We start from the raw sequence: 15,685 nt of genomic DNA on the forward strand, positions 1-15,685 counted from the left end.
ATGCCTGATATTTGGATTGCCTGGGGAGCCATTTTACTCGGCTTTGTGGGGCTTGTATGGAGCGCGGATCGATTTGTAGAAGGAAGCGCGGCTTTCGCCGAAAATCTAGGTTTATCCAAATTAGTCATTGGTTTAACTATTGTCTCCTTGGGTACATCAGCACCAGAAATTGTTGTTTCTGTTAGCGCGTCGTTAAAAGATGAAGGGCAACTTGCCATTGGCAACGCGCTGGGTTCTAACCTAGCCAACATCGGAATGGTACTCGCGGCAACCGCTTTGATTTCACCCATACCTATTTTCAGACATATTTTAACGCAAGAACTGCCCATTCTTCTGGTGGTGACTGCGCTTGCGGGTCTGTTCCTGTTCGACGCAAAACTCGAAGTCTATGAAGGCATCATATTGGCCGCAACGGTCGTGCCTCTGATCAGCTGGATGATCATTAGCAAAAAAAATCATCATTCTCCCGAGGAAGAAGAAACTGAAATTGAATCTATGCCGAACAGCAAAGCAATTATGTGGTTTGTCATTGGCCTAGCATTATTGATTGGCAGTTCAGAGGTTTTAGTTTGGGGAGCCACCACCGCAGCCACACATTTTGGTGTTAGCCCGCTAATTATTGGTTTAACCATCGTCGCTATTGGCACCAGCTTGCCAGAATTGGCTGCATCGGTAATGAGCGCCATCAGAGGTCACCACGACATTGCGCTTGGCAACGTGGTTGGCTCAAATATATTTAACATTCTCGCGGTTATGTCTGTACCCGGAATTTTGGGTCCGTTAAGTATGGATGCCGAGGTATTCAATCGCGATTATTTAGCCATGGCAGCCATCACGGTATTTTTAGCGGTAGTGCTGATCATTGACTATGCCATTGCGTCCAAAAAACACGGCTCTGGAAAACTCGGTCGAATCATTGGCGCATTGCTATTAGCCGCTTATGTCACCTACTGCGTTTCCTTATTTACCGTATAACATTACAGAGACTCTCGGTTAAACCATCCTGGTTTAATTAAAGAGTTCTAGATCACAACGCAGTGAAATCCATTTTTCGTTGTTAGTGATTGTTGAGTTTTTAAGTTTTAAAAAAGAGAGAATTATTTTCCATGTCACCCACTTCACTTGTTGATGCCGGAAAAAGAACCGTCAGAATGGAATGCGAAGCTGTCGCAAAACTCGAAGCCCGCATTGATGATAGCTTCGAAAAAGCGTGTGAATTAATCCTATCTGTACAAGGTCGAGTTATTGTGACAGGCATGGGAAAATCAGGCCACATAGGTCGCAAAATTGCAGCAACTCTCGCCAGCACAGGCACACCAGCATTCTTTGTTCACCCTGGCGAAGCAAGCCACGGTGATTTGGGAATGATCACACCAACAGACGTTGTCATTGCTATATCCAACTCCGGCAAATCCGCTGAGGTATTAACACTCCTGCCGTTATTTAAACGCATGGATATACCCCTAATCAGCATGACGGGAAATCCAGAGTCGCCTCTGGCAACCGCCGCTGATGCTCATTTAGATATTTCCGTTGAGACAGAAGCCTGTCCTCTAGATTTAGCGCCAACCTCCAGCACCACGGTAACCCTAGTGATGGGCGATGCACTGGCGGTTGCGTTACTAGAGGCGAGAGGATTCAGCGCCGAAGACTTTGCCTTTTCTCATCCCGGTGGCGCACTCGGTCGCAAGCTTTTGCTCAAGGTTGAAAACATCATGCACAAAGGCGACGAAATTCCCGTGGTATTAACAACCACACCAGTAACACAAGCCCTTGTTGTTATGACTGAAAAAGGTCTCGGCATTACCACCGTTGCAGATACCGAAGGTGCTCTTTGCGGAGTATTTACCGACGGCGATTTACGCAGACATGTTGATCTCGGCACCAATTTATCAACGGCGGTGATGAGCCAAGTCATGACGCCTAAACCGCAAACGGTTTCGCCAAATATGTTGGCTGCCGAAGCGTTATACCTTATGGAAACCCGAAAAATTACCGCGGTAATTGTCTCTGACGAACATCAAAAACTGGTTGGAATTCTGCACTTGCACGACATATTACGCGCGGGCGTGATTTGAATAACCAAAGTTGAACTGCCTAATCGCGCCACCGTTAACTCAATAGCTAAAGTAATTATGACCTCTACCTGCCTGAAAGAATTGTCGACAAAATTAAAAGAAAATATCCAACAAATAAAACTATTGCTTCTAGACGTAGACGGCGTTTTAACCGATGGCAAACTGTATTTCGGTAACGATGGTAACGAATACAAAGCATTTAACACGCTAGATGGTCACGGTATAAAAATCTTGCAAAAATCGGGTGTTAAGGTTGGCATTATAACGGGACGTAAAAGTGCTTTGGTTGAAAAACGAGCCAGAGATCTCGGCATCGAAATTTTAGTTCAAGGCAGAGAAGACAAGTACACCGCACTAAAAGAAATACTGGCTGAACATAATTTTGCACTCAACCAAATTGCATTTATTGGCGATGATTACCCAGACTTAACCGTTATGACTAAGGTAGGTTTTGCGGTAACCGTGGCAAATGCTTTACCCGTCATGGTTGAACATGCGCACTGGCAAACAACTCGTAATGGTGGCGAAGGCGCGGTTAGAGAAACTTGCGATCTTATTATGCAGGTGCAAGGCACTTTTGATGCTGCATTAAGTCCTTATCTCCAGTAAGGTAGAGTTTGTAAACCAACAGTTTCCAGTCATTAGCAACATGCAATAACGCCCACTCGCTTAAAGTTATCCACAGTAGCCGTGTTAAAAAAAATCTTAACAACTTCCATCATTGCAGGCCTGTTTGTGCTTGTCATACTACTGTGGGAAAACCCTGAAATTACTCAGACTAAACCCGCCACTGAAACGCAATCGCAGGCGCCAGTGGCAATTATACAAAACTCCAAAACTCGTCAATTCGACGCAACTGGTCGGCTACAATATCTATTAGTTGTCGATAAGGCCGAGCAATACCTAAGATATAACGCACAAAACCGCCCGCTCGAAGCCAAACGAGGCTACACCGACTTAAGCAATCCTTTCCTGACGCTGTTTTCCGAACAACCCAATCAAACTCCCTGGAAAATCACCGCCGATCATGGGCGAGCAGAAAATAATGGCTCATTGATTACACTTTGGGGAAATGTGGTGGTCAGAAAAGACTTAGAGACCGGTGGAGAATATCGACTCACAACCGATAAATTGGACGTAAAACCTGTCGAACAAATCGCTGAATCAGAAAGTCCTGTGTCCATTACCAGCCCTGAAGGCATTGCTGACTCTGTTGGTATGCGTCTGAACATGATTACCAACATAACCGAACTACTTTCTCAAGTTACAGGCATTTATGAAACTCAACCTGCACCGTAAAAACGAAAGCGCCCAGCCACAACCATTCGCCTCGGCAGTAAAAATGGTCGTGGTTGTTATTGGATTATTGTTATCAATCAATACCGCCGTGGCATTGCCAAGCGACAGCGATCAACCCATAAATATTGACGCCGACAGAGCCGAGCGAAATGACAAAACCGGAGTAACCATTTTCTCTGGCAACGCCAAACTCAAACAAGGCACCTTGGTAATCGTCGCAGATACCATCACCATTCATCATAAGCCCGAAGGCGTAGAAAGTATTACAGCGACAGGAAATCCAGCAACGCTTGAACAAAAACCCAAAATCGACAAACCCACGGTTAAAGCCGAAGCTAAACGCATTCACTACTCTGTCATCAATGAGAAAATCAAACTGTCCGTAAATGCGCAAATTGATCAGGGCGACGGCTCGAAAATCAACAGCGATACCATCGATTACGACCTTAAAGACTCCTATGCCGTAGCGTCGGGTGAGAATCGAGTGAAGTTGATTATTCAACCTCAAAATAAAGACACCACAAACACCAACCAATAAACCTTGTTAAATCTTTCAATTAATCACTACCAGCACTAAGAGTTATGAGTCGACTGAGCGCTAAAAATTTGGCCAAAAGCTACGGATCGAGACAAATCGTATCCGACGTTTCATTTTCTGTGTCAACGGGAGAAGTTGTTGGCTTACTCGGCCCAAATGGTGCGGGAAAGACCACGTGTTTTTACATGATTGCAGGAATTGTTAAAGCCGATCACGGCAGCGTTTGGATCGACAACGAAGACATTACCAATCTTCCCATGCATGGCCGCGCCAGACGCGGACTTGGCTATCTCCCACAAGAAGCATCGGTATTTAGAAAGCTATCGGTCAAAGACAATATTTTAGCAATCTTAGAGACTCGATCCGATTTATCTGCAACAGATCGCAAAGACCGAGCGCAACAACTTTTAGAAGAATTTCACATCACCCACGTACAAGACAGCCAAGGCATCGCCCTATCCGGTGGTGAACGTCGTCGCGTCGAAATTGCTCGCGCGCTAGCGACAGAACCACGCTTTATCCTTCTTGACGAACCCTTTGCCGGCGTGGACCCAAAATCCGTCGGTGATATCAAGCAAATTATTGAACACCTTCAATCACGAGGAATTGGCGTACTCATTACCGACCACAACGTTCGCGAGACCTTAGATATCTGCGAGAAAGCCTATATTGTGGGCGGCGGGTTTATCATTGCCGAAGGCGACGCTGAGACGGTTTTATCCAATCAAAAAGTCAGAGACACTTATTTGGGTGAAGGCTTTAAGCTCTAAATTGAGCGGCCACCTCAACCGACCCTCAATAAAACAACAAAAGCCTCAACACCTATCAAAGGACCCAAAAAAAGACTCTTTTTTAGCCTACAAGACCACCCAAAAGACATTTTAGGCGACATTAAAAAACCGCTTTACCTTGCTGTTGAAATAGGCGAACATTGGTCTTACTGTTAAGTGATCAACAAGTAATCCCCTCCGCTAAAGCACTCGCTGTTCTTTTATTTTTTCCCTCAAAACATTTATTTAAAGAGAATTCAAGGTTGGGCATATTTTTTGCTTAATAGCTGTTGCAAAAACGCCCCTTTCAAGTCTACACTGACACTAAGCTTGATCAGAATCAGCTCCGATTCTGACACCGTTTTTGGAAGTAGTGTCAAGTTATGAAACAATCATTACAGCTAAAAATGGGTCAACAATTAACGATGACCCCTCAGTTGCAGCAAGCCATTCGCCTGCTACAACTCTCAACGCTCGATCTTCAACAAGAGATTCAAGAAGCTCTTGAGTCTAATCCCATGCTCGAAGTTAGCGAATCCGATGACTCTCACCTTGATAGCGGTGAGTCCGGCGACAACAGCGAACAACCCAACGAAATTTCCGACAACTTCAGCGAAGAAAAAGTTACCGCAACCGCATCCGAATCCGATTCTGGCGACGCCCAAGAAGGCGAATGGCAGGAAAACATTCCCGAGGATTTACCCGTTGATACCCAGTGGGACGACATTTACCAAGGCAGCAGCAACTCTTCCTCGTCATCAGCCGTAGAACGAGACGACAGCTTTTTCGACAGCCAAATCGACAACACCGAGACCCTTCAAGAATACTTACTGTGGCAATTGAATCTGACTCCAATGTCAGAAACCGATCGAACCATTGCTTTAGCAATCATAGACTCGGTAGAGCCCAGCGGTTTGCTCTCAAGCAGTATCGAGGAGATTTTTCACGGCCTACGCGGTGACTGGCGTGAGAATGACGAAGATGCCGAACAAGAAAGCGGTGAGCTTGAAGCTTCTGAACCTCTAAACGAAGACGCAGATACAGACGCAGATACAGACGAAGACCTAAGCCTAGACGAAGTGATTGCGGTTCAACACCGACTTCAACTGTTTGATCCTATCGGCTCTTGCAGCGTCGATTTGTCTGAATGTTTGATGGTACAACTCAATCAATACGCCAAAGAAACACCCGGACTGGAAACCGCCAAGGCGGTAGTTGCAGAGCATCTAGCGTTACTTGGCAGTCGTGACTACAAACAGTTAATGCGTAAATGTCGCGTTAAAGAGCCCGAACTCAAAGTTGCGATCGATTTAATTCAGGAATTAACACCTCATCCCGGCGCTACTATCGGCAGCAGCGATACCAGCTATATCGTTCCCGATGTTTTTGTGAGCAAGCAAGAAGGTCGCTGGATCGTAGAGCTGAACCCAGAAATAGCCCCTAAAATTCGCATCAACAACAATTACGCCAGTCTTGTAAAGCGTGCCGATAGCAGCGAAGACAACACCTTCTTGCGAGATAATTTACAAGAAGCACGCTGGTTCTTGAAAAGTTTACAAAGCCGCAACGAGACTCTACTGAAGGTTGCAAGCTGCATTGTTGAAAAACAACAGGGCTTTTTAGATTTCGGCCCAGAATCCATGAAACCTCTAGTACTTCACGACATTGCCGAAGACGTAGGCATGCATGAGTCGACAATTTCACGGGTAACAACGCAAAAATACATGCACACGCCTCAAGGCATCTTTGAGTTAAAATACTTTTTCTCAAGCCACGTCAGCACAGACAATGGCGGCGAATGCTCTTCAACCGCAATACGTGCCATTATCAAAAAGCTGGTTGCCGCAGAAGACGCTCGCAAACCCTTAAGCGACAGCAAAATTACCGCGTTACTGGCAGATCAAGGCATTCAAGTCGCCCGAAGAACCATTGCGAAATATCGCGAATCCTTGGGTATTCCAGCCTCGAACGAACGTAAAAGACTGGTCTGACCAACCATGACTCGGTGATCTCGACCCTAATTCATACCCGATTACACGGGCTTAAAACCTGTGTAATCAATGACTTAACTCTGACATGAGGAATAACAATGACTCTTAGCATCAGTGGGCACCACGTCGAAGTCACCGACTCTATTCGAAATTATGTTGAAACTAAATTTGAAAAACTCGGCAAGCACAACCCGCAAATCACTACAATCAATGTTGTATTAAGGGTTGAAAAACAAAGACAAAAAGCAGAAGCTTCCGTACACATAAGTGGCAAAGATATATTTGCCGAGAGTGAATCTGACGATCTGTATATTGCCATCGATGAAATGGCCGTAAAATTAGATCGGCAATTGCTCAAACATAAAGAGAAAGCAACCAGCCACCGTTGATTATGGACCTCTCCAGCATTCTTACTCCCAGCCGCGTTAAATGTGGCTTGGAGGGATCAAGTAAAAAGCGAACATTAGAAAATGTCGCGCAATTCATTACTAAAGGATTCCCAGTTCTTGACGCTGATGAGCTCTTTCGCCGCCTGATGGCCCGCGAAAGGCTCGGCTCGACCGGAATCGGGCAAGGAATTGCGATTCCGCATTGCCGACTGGAAAACTGTACCGGCGTCATGGGAGCGTTATTTAAACTTAATACGCCATTGGACTTTGACGCCATCGATGACGCGCCCGTAGATCTGATCTTTACGCTGCTAGTCCCCGAGGAAGCGGATGACTCCCACCTTAAAACTCTGGCGAAAATCGCTGAGGTTTTGTCCCAAACCGAGCTGGTAAAAAAATTGCGCAACTGCAAAAGTGATGAAGAGTTGTACCAAGTTATTACCCAGCAGTAATCTTTCGTTTCGCGGAGCATAAAATGGAGTTGGTCATTGTTAGCGGCAGATCAGGCTCAGGCATCAGCAGTGCTTTACGTGCGCTGGAAGACGCCGGAATGATTTGTATCGACAACTTTCCAATTACCCTGCTCAAGTATTTGGTCACATCACAAACGGATCAGTCCAAACAATTCGCCGTAAGCATTGATGCGCGCAGTAACCTACAAGAGTTAGAAGCTTTCGATAGTTTGTTTCCACAGCTAGAGAGTTTATGCCGCAAGACACAAATCATTTTTTTGGATGCCCGAGACGATGTTCTCATTCAGCGTTTTAGTGAGACTCGCCGCAAACATCCGCTAACATCCGATAATGTTGATCTGAAAGACGCTATTTTGGCGGAGTCTGAGCTTTTAAGACCCATTCAAACCCGTGCAAGCCGAGTTATAGACACCAGTAATTTAAGTGTGCATGACCTTCGAAATCTGGTTCATAAATGGGTGACAGGTTCAGGAGCACCGCACATGGCGGTGCAGTTTCAGTCCTTCGGATTCAAACGCGGGTTGCCAGCTGATGCCGATCTAGTCTTCGATGTGCGCTGCTTACCCAATCCATTTTGGATTCCCAAGTTGCGCGGCTGTACGGGTAATGATCCAGAAGTTGTACAGTTTTTAAAGAGTCAATCAATGGTTCACGCTATGATCGATTCGACACAAAACTTTTTAAAACAATGGTTACCTGAATACGAAAAAAGCAATCGCAGCTACATAACCATTGCTATCGGTTGCACCGGTGGGCAACATCGCTCTGTATATGTCTGTAATGCGCTCGCCGACCAATTAAAAGAAGATTTCGAAAATATACTCGTCCGCCATCGCGATCTGGCGGTGCCGAATCGCTCAAAAACGTCATAGCCGTGTACGGTTATAGTAGTAAACCGTCATAGCGGTAAACTACAGAGAGCATTCTTTTTTTAAAATTTCGATAATTTTCTAAAATAGCGACAATAATAACGATAAACGTTCTATTATTAGCCATCGAAATACAATAATAACAACAAAAGAACTCAACAATAATTTCATAAATCGCGATTAAGTTAACTCATTAAAAGTCACTCAATCACTTTTTATTACTATTCCAAGCGCCTACACAATGATCGAAAAGAATATCCTGGTCTCCAACACCAAAGGCTTGCATGCTCGTGCCGCTACTAAGCTCGCCAAATTGGCAATGCAATTTAGCGCGACACTTTCTATTGAAGCCAATGGAAAAAAAGCAGATTGCAAAAGCGTTATGTCGATTCTGTTATTGGCGGCATCTGCGGGCACTTTAGTAACCATCTGTGCAGATGGCAGCGATGAACAAGCTGCGCTTACTGCGATTGAAGCTTTATTTGCCGATAAATTTGAAGAAGACAATTGAACCTTTTTCACTGCCGTGTATTTTCAGACTTATATTTCCGCTAATATTTCGCACAAATAATTAATAAAACCTTCGTTTTATTTGAAAGCTAATTAATAACAAGATTAATCATTCGAAATCGCCTGCCCCAAAAAGTCTTTAAAAAAGAAATCTTTATCACACCGACTTGTCATGAACATTGCCTAGTCTCTAAACTAACAATATTGATTCACCCGCCTACAAAATCGTGTTTCAACCGAATTGTTAACTTTTTTGGTTGATAAAGCACCGCACGAATAAGCCATCATTAACTGAAGTGGGAATTTATGGCCTCTAGTAAATCGAAAACGCAGCTACTGACTCTAGAATCCCATTCAAAATTAACCGAGATATTATCGGCGCTCGATAGCGGCGCGTTTAATTCAACACGTCGGATGTTGAATGGCCTTCAACCGGCCGCAATTGCGCACTTATTAGCATCTTCACCACCCAATCGCCGGATGTTAATTTGGGAGTGGGTAGATAAAGAGCTTGAAGGTGAGGTAATTCAAGAACTGCCTGACAATGTTCGCGGCCAGCTTTTGAACGAGATGGATACGGCCGATCTTGCAGCAATGGCCGAAGAACTGGAAGCCGATAACGTTGCGGATATTCTTCAACAGCTCCCAGACCAAGTGATTCAAGAAGTTTTGGCGACCATGTCGAGCCAAAACCGGTCTCTTGTAGAGTCGATACTGTCCTACGATGAAGACACCGCCGGTGGTTTAATGAACACCGACACCATCACCGTGCGGCCGGATATCACTCTCGACGTAGTTCTTAGATACTTAAGACGACACGAAGAATTACCCAACTCGACCTATTATCTTATTGTCGTCAACCGATCGGACATTTTCTTGGGTTTGTTACCCATTACCAAATTATTGACCTGCGATCCGAGTTTAACCGTGCGCGAGATCATGGATACAGACGTGACGGCAATTCATTGCGAAATGAAAGACACCGAAGTAGCCAGTCTGTTTGAACGCGAAGACTGGGTAATGGCACCGGTTATCGACGATGAAGGAAAACTGATTGGACGTATCACCATTGACGACGTTGTTGACGTAATTCGAGAAGGCGCCGATCACTCCTTAATGAGTATGGCGGGTCTTGAAGATGACTCGGACACCTTTGCGTCGGTACGTAAAACCTCGCCTCGACGCGCTATCTGGTTAGGCATCAACCTGTTAACCGCCATCATCGCATCCATGGTGATTAGCCTATTCCAAGATACCATCGACAAGGTTGTAGCTTTAGCAGTGTTAATGCCCATTGTCGCAAGTATGGGTGGTGTTGCCGGCAGTCAGACCTTAACCGTGATTATTCGAGGCATAGCGCTTGGTCATATTGGTCGAGGAAACCTCTCTTGGCTACTCAGCAGAGAGTTCCAAGTCGGCCTAATTAACGGCATTGTCTGGGCTGCGATTATGGCGATTATCGTGATGTTTTGGTTTGACGATAAAATCATCGCCTTTATTATTGCCTTCGCGATGATTGTGAACTTAATCTTTGCCGCACTGGCGGGCGCATTATTACCCGTCATTCTAAAAGCCCTGAAAATAGACCCGGCTTTAGCTGGAGGAGTGGCATTAACAACCGTCACCGATGTTGTCGGCTTTTTTGCATTCTTAGGGCTTGCAACCTACTTCTACACATAACGAAAGAAATATAACTAAAGAAACAAGGCGAAATGCTTACGACAAGGGTAAACTCACACCACTTGTAGCGGTATAAATTAAGATTTTAAAGATAGAACAATGACTGACGAATATTTTGATGAAGACTTGGGCCCCAGTAAAACCCAACGAAAAAAAGAATCCAACGCTCTTCAAGAGTTTGGCGAGAAGCTTACAGCCCTTAACGACCAACAGATTGCGACGCTAAACTTAGACAGCGATATTCTTGATGCCGTAAAACAAGCTCGCATCATGAGACCTGGTAACGGTCGCCGTCGGCAGATTCAATACATTGGTAAATTACTGCGCAACAGTGATTTTGAGAGTATTCAATTAAATTACGATGAGATGTACAAGGAACAAGAAAACCAAGTGCAACTTCATCATGTTTGTGAGAATTGGCGCGACAGACTGATCGACGATAACTCAGCCTTACAAGATTTTATTGATCAATACCCACAAGCAGACCGCCAGCAATTACGCCAACTGCTCAGAAATATTCCAAGCGGTGATAAAACAGAAAAATCCGTTGAAAGTACACGTAAGCTGTACAAGCACATCAAACAAATCATCATTTCTTAAAAACTACTGTACCTGAACTTATGTCGCTGGAAACTCTAGACTAATCAGAGTTTCCTACATTAAACATCGGTGCGTCACGTCAATTGGCCGATGGAAACGACAGCTTAGGGTCTTAAGTTTCTTTTGGCGGTAATGCTTTAGAAGATTTATTTTGAGCGTCTTCATTGGCTTTTTTTCCGGCTTTTTTCGCAGCGTTATCATCAAATAATCGCACGAATTCTGTTTTCGGATTATCCCAAGAGCCGGTAATTTTATAGCTAACACTCGCGACCTTATCGACTTGTTTTTTGAATAACTTACTTGCCACATATACACCGGCCGCAGCGGGTAGACCACCGGCAAGTGCTGCTAACAACGTTAAATTACCACCAACCGGCAAGGTCGCAACCAAGGTAGTGTCCATTTGCTGATTTACCAGATCAAAGCTTCCTGCGTAACTTAATGTGCTTGAAGGCGCTTTTACCTTAACAGGTAAAGGCACAAACATTTCTCCGTTATTAAATTGCAAGCGGCCATCAATACTATCAAACGCCATACCGCTATCGACCAAATCCGAAACGCCCAATTTCAAACGCCGCGCCCAAGAATCAAAATTAAATAACGCAATTAACCGTAAAAACGCATCGCTACCGCCTTCTGTTACACGAACAAAACGACCATGCTCGATATCAAGATCAACCGCACCGGACAAATTATCCAGCTCAATAGCAGCAGGCGAGCCATACCACGCTAAATCTAATCCAAATTTAGCTCCGGATGATTCAAGAAATTGCGGCTGTTGCCAATTTTGTAAAGTGTCTTGAATACGTGCAGCAGATACAAGCCCGGTGAAGCTCGATCTCATATCACCAAAATCAGTCCAAATTAATTGGGCACCACCCTCACCATTGATACCCGATATTTCAAGACCATTAATTTCGCCCAAAATATTGTCGACACGCAGCTCGTTATCGGTTGGGTTTAAATCGAATTTCCATTGGCCATAGGGTTTGTCGTTAAAATAAAGGGCTTGAATATCAACTTGCGCATAAGGTATTTCAGAAATATCCACATCCGCCAAAGGATCGGTCGCAGTCTGTACCGAATCATCGTCGGCAATATCAGACTGTATTTTTAAATGTTCCAGCTCCACAAATAGCGGGGCACTTTCGTCTTCAGAGATCCGAATTCGTCCTTTTAAAGGATCGCTTTCAAACGCAATAAGCAAAGCATCATCCAGCCGACCGCCAATGGCATGCAAATTATTTACTTCCCGAATTTTGACATCTGCATGATTGGCAATTAAATCAAAGCTAAGGTCCAAGCTTTTTCCCGAAGATTTTTGAACCTGTGACTGAAACTGTTCATAACTATTGAGTGTTTCTAGCCATTGATCCAACTGGAATTTAGGTAACTGTCCGGTTACGCGCAGTCCTGAATAATCAATCGGTGCCTTATCAAACAGGCCAATACCGGCACTCTGTATAACACCGTCGGCACTCAGAAACGAAAATTCAACATTTTTGTTGTTAAGCTCTTTGCTGATTGAGCTTATTTTTCCGCTGTAGATATTTTGATGATCATTAATTTTAAGTTGTAAATTAAATGGCCAAAAATCATCTTCTAGCTTGTTGAAAGGTTCGGGAAGATTTACAGAAACACCGACTAAATCCGATTCAATATTTAATACTGTAGCGGGCTTATCTTTAGACGTTTTAGACGCTGAAGGGATAATCAACTCGCCATCAACCAAGGCCATACCTTGCGCAAATAATAATTCTGGACTTTGCAACCATTGTTGCACTTCGCGAACATCAACAGAGCTGCTGAAATGCACACTGGTATTGCTTGCTCCGAGCGATGCCTGTGTTTGAAAAGAATCGCTATAGCCTTCACTAACGATAAAAGCCGATGCCGGTTGATTCCAGAGCGAAAACTCTAAACCACTCGAACTCAAACCCAACTCGCTGCTAAATTCCAATGGCCCGGTTAAATCTTCTAAAACCAAACCGATATCGCCCAGCATTAAATTTCCGGGCGATAAGAATAAATCAACGTACTGAGATCCCTCTAATTCGCCATCGGAAATAGGAATCTGCAACGATATTTCACCTTCGAATGCACTGCTCAGCTGCCAAGCATCCAACGCCGATCCCAGATTTTCTTTAATAGGTGTTTCCGTTAATAATCGAATGCCGTCGCCGCCAGGGCCTTGAACCCGTCCGTCAATATTAATGAGATCTTGCTCATTAATGCGCTCAATAGTGGCGACCACATCGTGCAAATGCGTATTCCACAGCTGTGCAGAGTCAACATTAACCGTCGCTTGTTTGTTATTTAATTCAACCCGACCTTGAATGTTGGAAATATTCGGCCACTGCGGATGAAAGCTTAATTCGCCACTCTCAATACCTAGCCAAAGTTGAGTATTAACCTCTCCGCCACGCGCTAAACTGCCACGATAAATAAACCCCGACTCCGTAATTTCGCCTTGATGAATGGAAGTCTCTAACCATGACTTAAGATCTGGATTGATAACCTGCGGTATAAATATCTGCCGATATTTAAAATCACTGTCGACCAAACTGATAAACATATCCATATTGGACGAGCGCGTGCCTTCATACCAAGGTAAATCAATGGCAACCTTGCCTACCGCTGTACCAATTTCACCATCGAGATAAATTAAACCTGTATAGATTTGTATTTGGTTATTCTCCGGTGATAACTGCCATTTTATCGATCCTCGCGCAGTATCAAATTGCATTGGAGACTCAAAGGCAGTCGTAAACCATGCCGAAAATCCATCGTAGCTGTTAAGAACCACCTCGCCAGATCTGGCGGTAGCACTCACATAACCGGTAATATTTTTCAGTTCCGGAGCACCGCGCCAATCACCAACTGAAACCGAATGTAAATTAGCGGATATATGAAACGCCTCGGTATCAAATATCGGAAATTCAACATGCACAGCCGACAAACTGCCGGTGGGGTGTAGGTCGGTAAGAAGTTCTTGAAGAAAGCTTTGGTTTTCTAAAAATCCCAAAGAAAAATCACTGAGCTTGGATAGATCGATCTGTGGAAATGCGAAGTTCCAAATATTGTCTTCCAATAAAATCGATAAATGATCGATACGCGCTTGATGTTGCTCCCAATGAATTATGGAATCGCGCAACTCTAAACTGACTAAAAATTCGTTGGGATTAAAATTAATCGTTCCACCAACGGATGTTTCGAAAAAACTCGGTATTTGTGAGCCGTTAATGGTGGCATTTTCAACGGTTGCAGATAACCCACCCACAATTTTATATTCAGAGCGCCGTTTACTGGTTAACCATAATTGAGCGTTTAGCGAATCGTTTTCGGGGTCTACATCATTAAAGGCGAGATCAGCCTGAGGAAAAAAGTTTTTAAGCTCGGCTAAGGGGAACTGTGAGAATTCAACAAAACCGGTAACGTCTCTGTGATCTATTGAACGTGGATCACCATGAGCTTCTAATACCGCGCGCGCAAGTGGTTTTTGGTCAAATTGAATATTCGCTAATAAACGATGAAAATCTCGTTGGTTTTGAAATTCTATTTCTGAAATCGACAAATCAATTATTCGTCCCGAATAGGTTTCAAGCGATAAAGAAACATTTTCGATGGATAAACTGTCGGCAATAAAAAACAAATCTGTTGGATCATCAATGGCATTATTGGTCGATGAGGTTGTTTTAATACCCGCTAACTGCCACGCGCCCCTGGCACTTTGTTGCAGGCGCAGTGATGCCTCTGAAAAAGCGATACTTTTCCAAACCCAATTTCCGCGCACCAAACTCGCTAACAAATCAACTTCAATCACCGCCTGTTCTACAGCAATACTGGGTAAGGACTGTGTGTCTGATGGCTCGGTTGGAAATATCTGCAAACCTTGAATTGAGATGGCAGGAGTAAGATTTAGCCATTGTGCGCTGAGCTGATCAATGCGCACATCGCTGGAGATACGTTGGCTAATAATATTCGCGAAATAATCTTTATTACGCTCAATCAATGGCGTTGCCAGACGACCACCTTGAATAAGCAGTGCAGATACAACGATGAGTAATGCAATGCTCAGCCAAAATACGTTAGCTGATTTAATGAATACTTTTTTCATACATTGCTTGTGAAACGAAAACCTTTTGTCATTAATGGTTTTTCTGTCGTCGGTAATTTAATTCAAGCCGCTCTATCAGCTCGACCTAGATTTGTACTTAAAAACACAATGCGTTGCAGATAAACGTCTGCGAGTTGCGTATTTTTGTACAATTCAGTTACTTGCATCGGTACAAATTAAACCAAATTTGAAGTTAACATCGCTATTAACTGTTACACCGAATTTGGTTTTGATAGCGGTTTTTTGTACCTCACCACTCTATCAATGGTCGCTGTACCGCGCCTGAATTAATCATTTGTACAAAAATAGATTTTTGATCGATTATCCAATATGTTCTTACAAACTCAGACTAGGGCTAGAATTGCACATTA

At 44.0% G+C, this 15,685-nt stretch carries 14 protein-coding genes; 13 read left to right on the forward strand and 1 reads right to left on the reverse strand.

Features of this window, described 5'->3' with window-relative positions:
* The 13 genes from ACYQ2C_RS06810 to yjgA all read left to right on the forward strand — a co-directional run bounded on the left by ACYQ2C_RS06810 (window position 1) and on the right by yjgA (window position 11,197).
* The gene (locus tag ACYQ2C_RS06810; protein ID WP_460051285.1) at window positions 1-975 is read left to right on the forward strand and encodes a calcium/sodium antiporter; all 975 of its coding nucleotides are present in this window, start codon (window positions 1-3) and stop codon (window positions 973-975) included.
* Window positions 976-1,106: 131 nt separating this feature from the next.
* On the forward strand, window positions 1,107-2,078 hold the full coding sequence (locus ACYQ2C_RS06815) for a KpsF/GutQ family sugar-phosphate isomerase (protein WP_460101045.1): 972 nt from the start codon (window positions 1,107-1,109) through the stop codon (window positions 2,076-2,078).
* A 57-nt stretch (window positions 2,079-2,135) separates the two neighbouring features.
* Complete coding sequence (gene kdsC / locus ACYQ2C_RS06820) at window positions 2,136-2,687, forward strand: 3-deoxy-manno-octulosonate-8-phosphatase KdsC (protein WP_460101043.1); 552 nt, start codon at window positions 2,136-2,138, stop codon at window positions 2,685-2,687.
* An 81-nt stretch (window positions 2,688-2,768) separates the two neighbouring features.
* Entirely contained in the window at window positions 2,769-3,377 is a 609-nt protein-coding gene (lptC, locus tag ACYQ2C_RS06825) for an LPS export ABC transporter periplasmic protein LptC (protein ID WP_460051291.1), read from the forward strand.
* Window positions 3,355-3,915, forward strand: coding sequence for a lipopolysaccharide transport periplasmic protein LptA (gene lptA / locus ACYQ2C_RS06830; protein ID WP_460051293.1), 561 nt, complete (start codon window positions 3,355-3,357; stop codon window positions 3,913-3,915). Before lptC ends, lptA begins: the two co-directional genes overlap by 23 nt.
* Window positions 3,916-3,959: 44 nt before the next feature.
* A complete protein-coding gene (gene lptB / locus ACYQ2C_RS06835) occupies window positions 3,960-4,685 on the forward strand; it encodes an LPS export ABC transporter ATP-binding protein (protein WP_460051295.1) in 726 nt (241 codons plus the stop codon).
* 383 nt (window positions 4,686-5,068) lie between these two features.
* A complete protein-coding gene (locus tag ACYQ2C_RS06840) occupies window positions 5,069-6,676 on the forward strand; it encodes an RNA polymerase factor sigma-54 (protein WP_460101039.1) in 1,608 nt (535 codons plus the stop codon).
* Between the two features lie 98 nt (window positions 6,677-6,774).
* Window positions 6,775-7,065, forward strand: a complete 291-nt coding sequence (hpf, locus tag ACYQ2C_RS06845) for a ribosome hibernation-promoting factor, HPF/YfiA family (protein ID WP_460051299.1) — start codon at window positions 6,775-6,777, stop codon at window positions 7,063-7,065.
* 2 nt (window positions 7,066-7,067) lie between these two features.
* Entirely contained in the window at window positions 7,068-7,517 is a 450-nt protein-coding gene (gene ptsN / locus ACYQ2C_RS06850) for a PTS IIA-like nitrogen regulatory protein PtsN (RefSeq protein WP_460051301.1), read from the forward strand.
* 23 nt (window positions 7,518-7,540) lie between these two features.
* A complete protein-coding gene (gene rapZ / locus ACYQ2C_RS06855) occupies window positions 7,541-8,410 on the forward strand; it encodes an RNase adapter RapZ (RefSeq protein ID WP_460051303.1) in 870 nt (289 codons plus the stop codon).
* Window positions 8,411-8,648: 238 nt separating this feature from the next.
* Window positions 8,649-8,918 carry an HPr family phosphocarrier protein gene (locus ACYQ2C_RS06860; RefSeq protein WP_460051305.1) on the forward strand — a complete coding sequence of 90 codons (270 nt, stop codon included), beginning with the start codon at window positions 8,649-8,651 and terminating at the stop codon, window positions 8,916-8,918.
* A 305-nt stretch (window positions 8,919-9,223) separates the two neighbouring features.
* A complete protein-coding gene (mgtE, locus tag ACYQ2C_RS06865; RefSeq protein ID WP_460051307.1) occupies window positions 9,224-10,597 on the forward strand; it encodes a magnesium transporter in 1,374 nt (457 codons plus the stop codon).
* Window positions 10,598-10,696: 99 nt separating this feature from the next.
* Complete coding sequence (gene yjgA, locus ACYQ2C_RS06870; RefSeq protein WP_460051309.1) at window positions 10,697-11,197, forward strand: ribosome biogenesis factor YjgA; 501 nt, start codon at window positions 10,697-10,699, stop codon at window positions 11,195-11,197.
* Between the two features lie 112 nt (window positions 11,198-11,309).
* On the opposite strand, the gene ACYQ2C_RS06875 is transcribed toward yjgA, so the two are convergent.
* Window positions 11,310-15,314, reverse strand: a complete 4,005-nt coding sequence (locus ACYQ2C_RS06875) for a YhdP family protein (protein WP_460101032.1) — start codon at window positions 15,312-15,314, stop codon at window positions 11,310-11,312.
* Window positions 15,315-15,685: the final 371 nt, after the last annotated feature.

The organism is Sessilibacter sp. MAH3, from assembly GCF_054658275.1.

What these genes read in the sequence shown, in the direction of transcription:
- hpf (WP_460051299.1), top strand. Translation starts at nt 6,775, where the DNA reads ATGACTCTTAGCATCAGTGGGCACCACGTCGAAGTCACCGACTCTATT.
- mgtE (WP_460051307.1), top strand. Translation starts at nt 9,224, where the DNA reads ATGGCCTCTAGTAAATCGAAAACGCAGCTACTGACTCTAGAATCCCAT.
- lptA (WP_460051293.1), top strand. Translation starts at nt 3,355, where the DNA reads ATGAAACTCAACCTGCACCGTAAAAACGAAAGCGCCCAGCCACAACCA.
- ACYQ2C_RS06860 (WP_460051305.1), top strand. Translation starts at nt 8,649, where the DNA reads ATGATCGAAAAGAATATCCTGGTCTCCAACACCAAAGGCTTGCATGCT.
- yjgA (WP_460051309.1), top strand. Translation starts at nt 10,697, where the DNA reads ATGACTGACGAATATTTTGATGAAGACTTGGGCCCCAGTAAAACCCAA.
- kdsC (WP_460101043.1), top strand. Translation starts at nt 2,136, where the DNA reads ATGACCTCTACCTGCCTGAAAGAATTGTCGACAAAATTAAAAGAAAAT.
- ACYQ2C_RS06875 (WP_460101032.1), bottom strand. Translation starts at nt 15,314, where the DNA reads ATGAAAAAAGTATTCATTAAATCAGCTAACGTATTTTGGCTGAGCATT.
- lptB (WP_460051295.1), top strand. Translation starts at nt 3,960, where the DNA reads ATGAGTCGACTGAGCGCTAAAAATTTGGCCAAAAGCTACGGATCGAGA.
- ACYQ2C_RS06840 (WP_460101039.1), top strand. Translation starts at nt 5,069, where the DNA reads ATGAAACAATCATTACAGCTAAAAATGGGTCAACAATTAACGATGACC.
- ptsN (WP_460051301.1), top strand. Translation starts at nt 7,068, where the DNA reads ATGGACCTCTCCAGCATTCTTACTCCCAGCCGCGTTAAATGTGGCTTG.
- ACYQ2C_RS06815 (WP_460101045.1), top strand. Translation starts at nt 1,107, where the DNA reads ATGTCACCCACTTCACTTGTTGATGCCGGAAAAAGAACCGTCAGAATG.
- ACYQ2C_RS06810 (WP_460051285.1), top strand. Translation starts at nt 1, where the DNA reads ATGCCTGATATTTGGATTGCCTGGGGAGCCATTTTACTCGGCTTTGTG.
- rapZ (WP_460051303.1), top strand. Translation starts at nt 7,541, where the DNA reads ATGGAGTTGGTCATTGTTAGCGGCAGATCAGGCTCAGGCATCAGCAGT.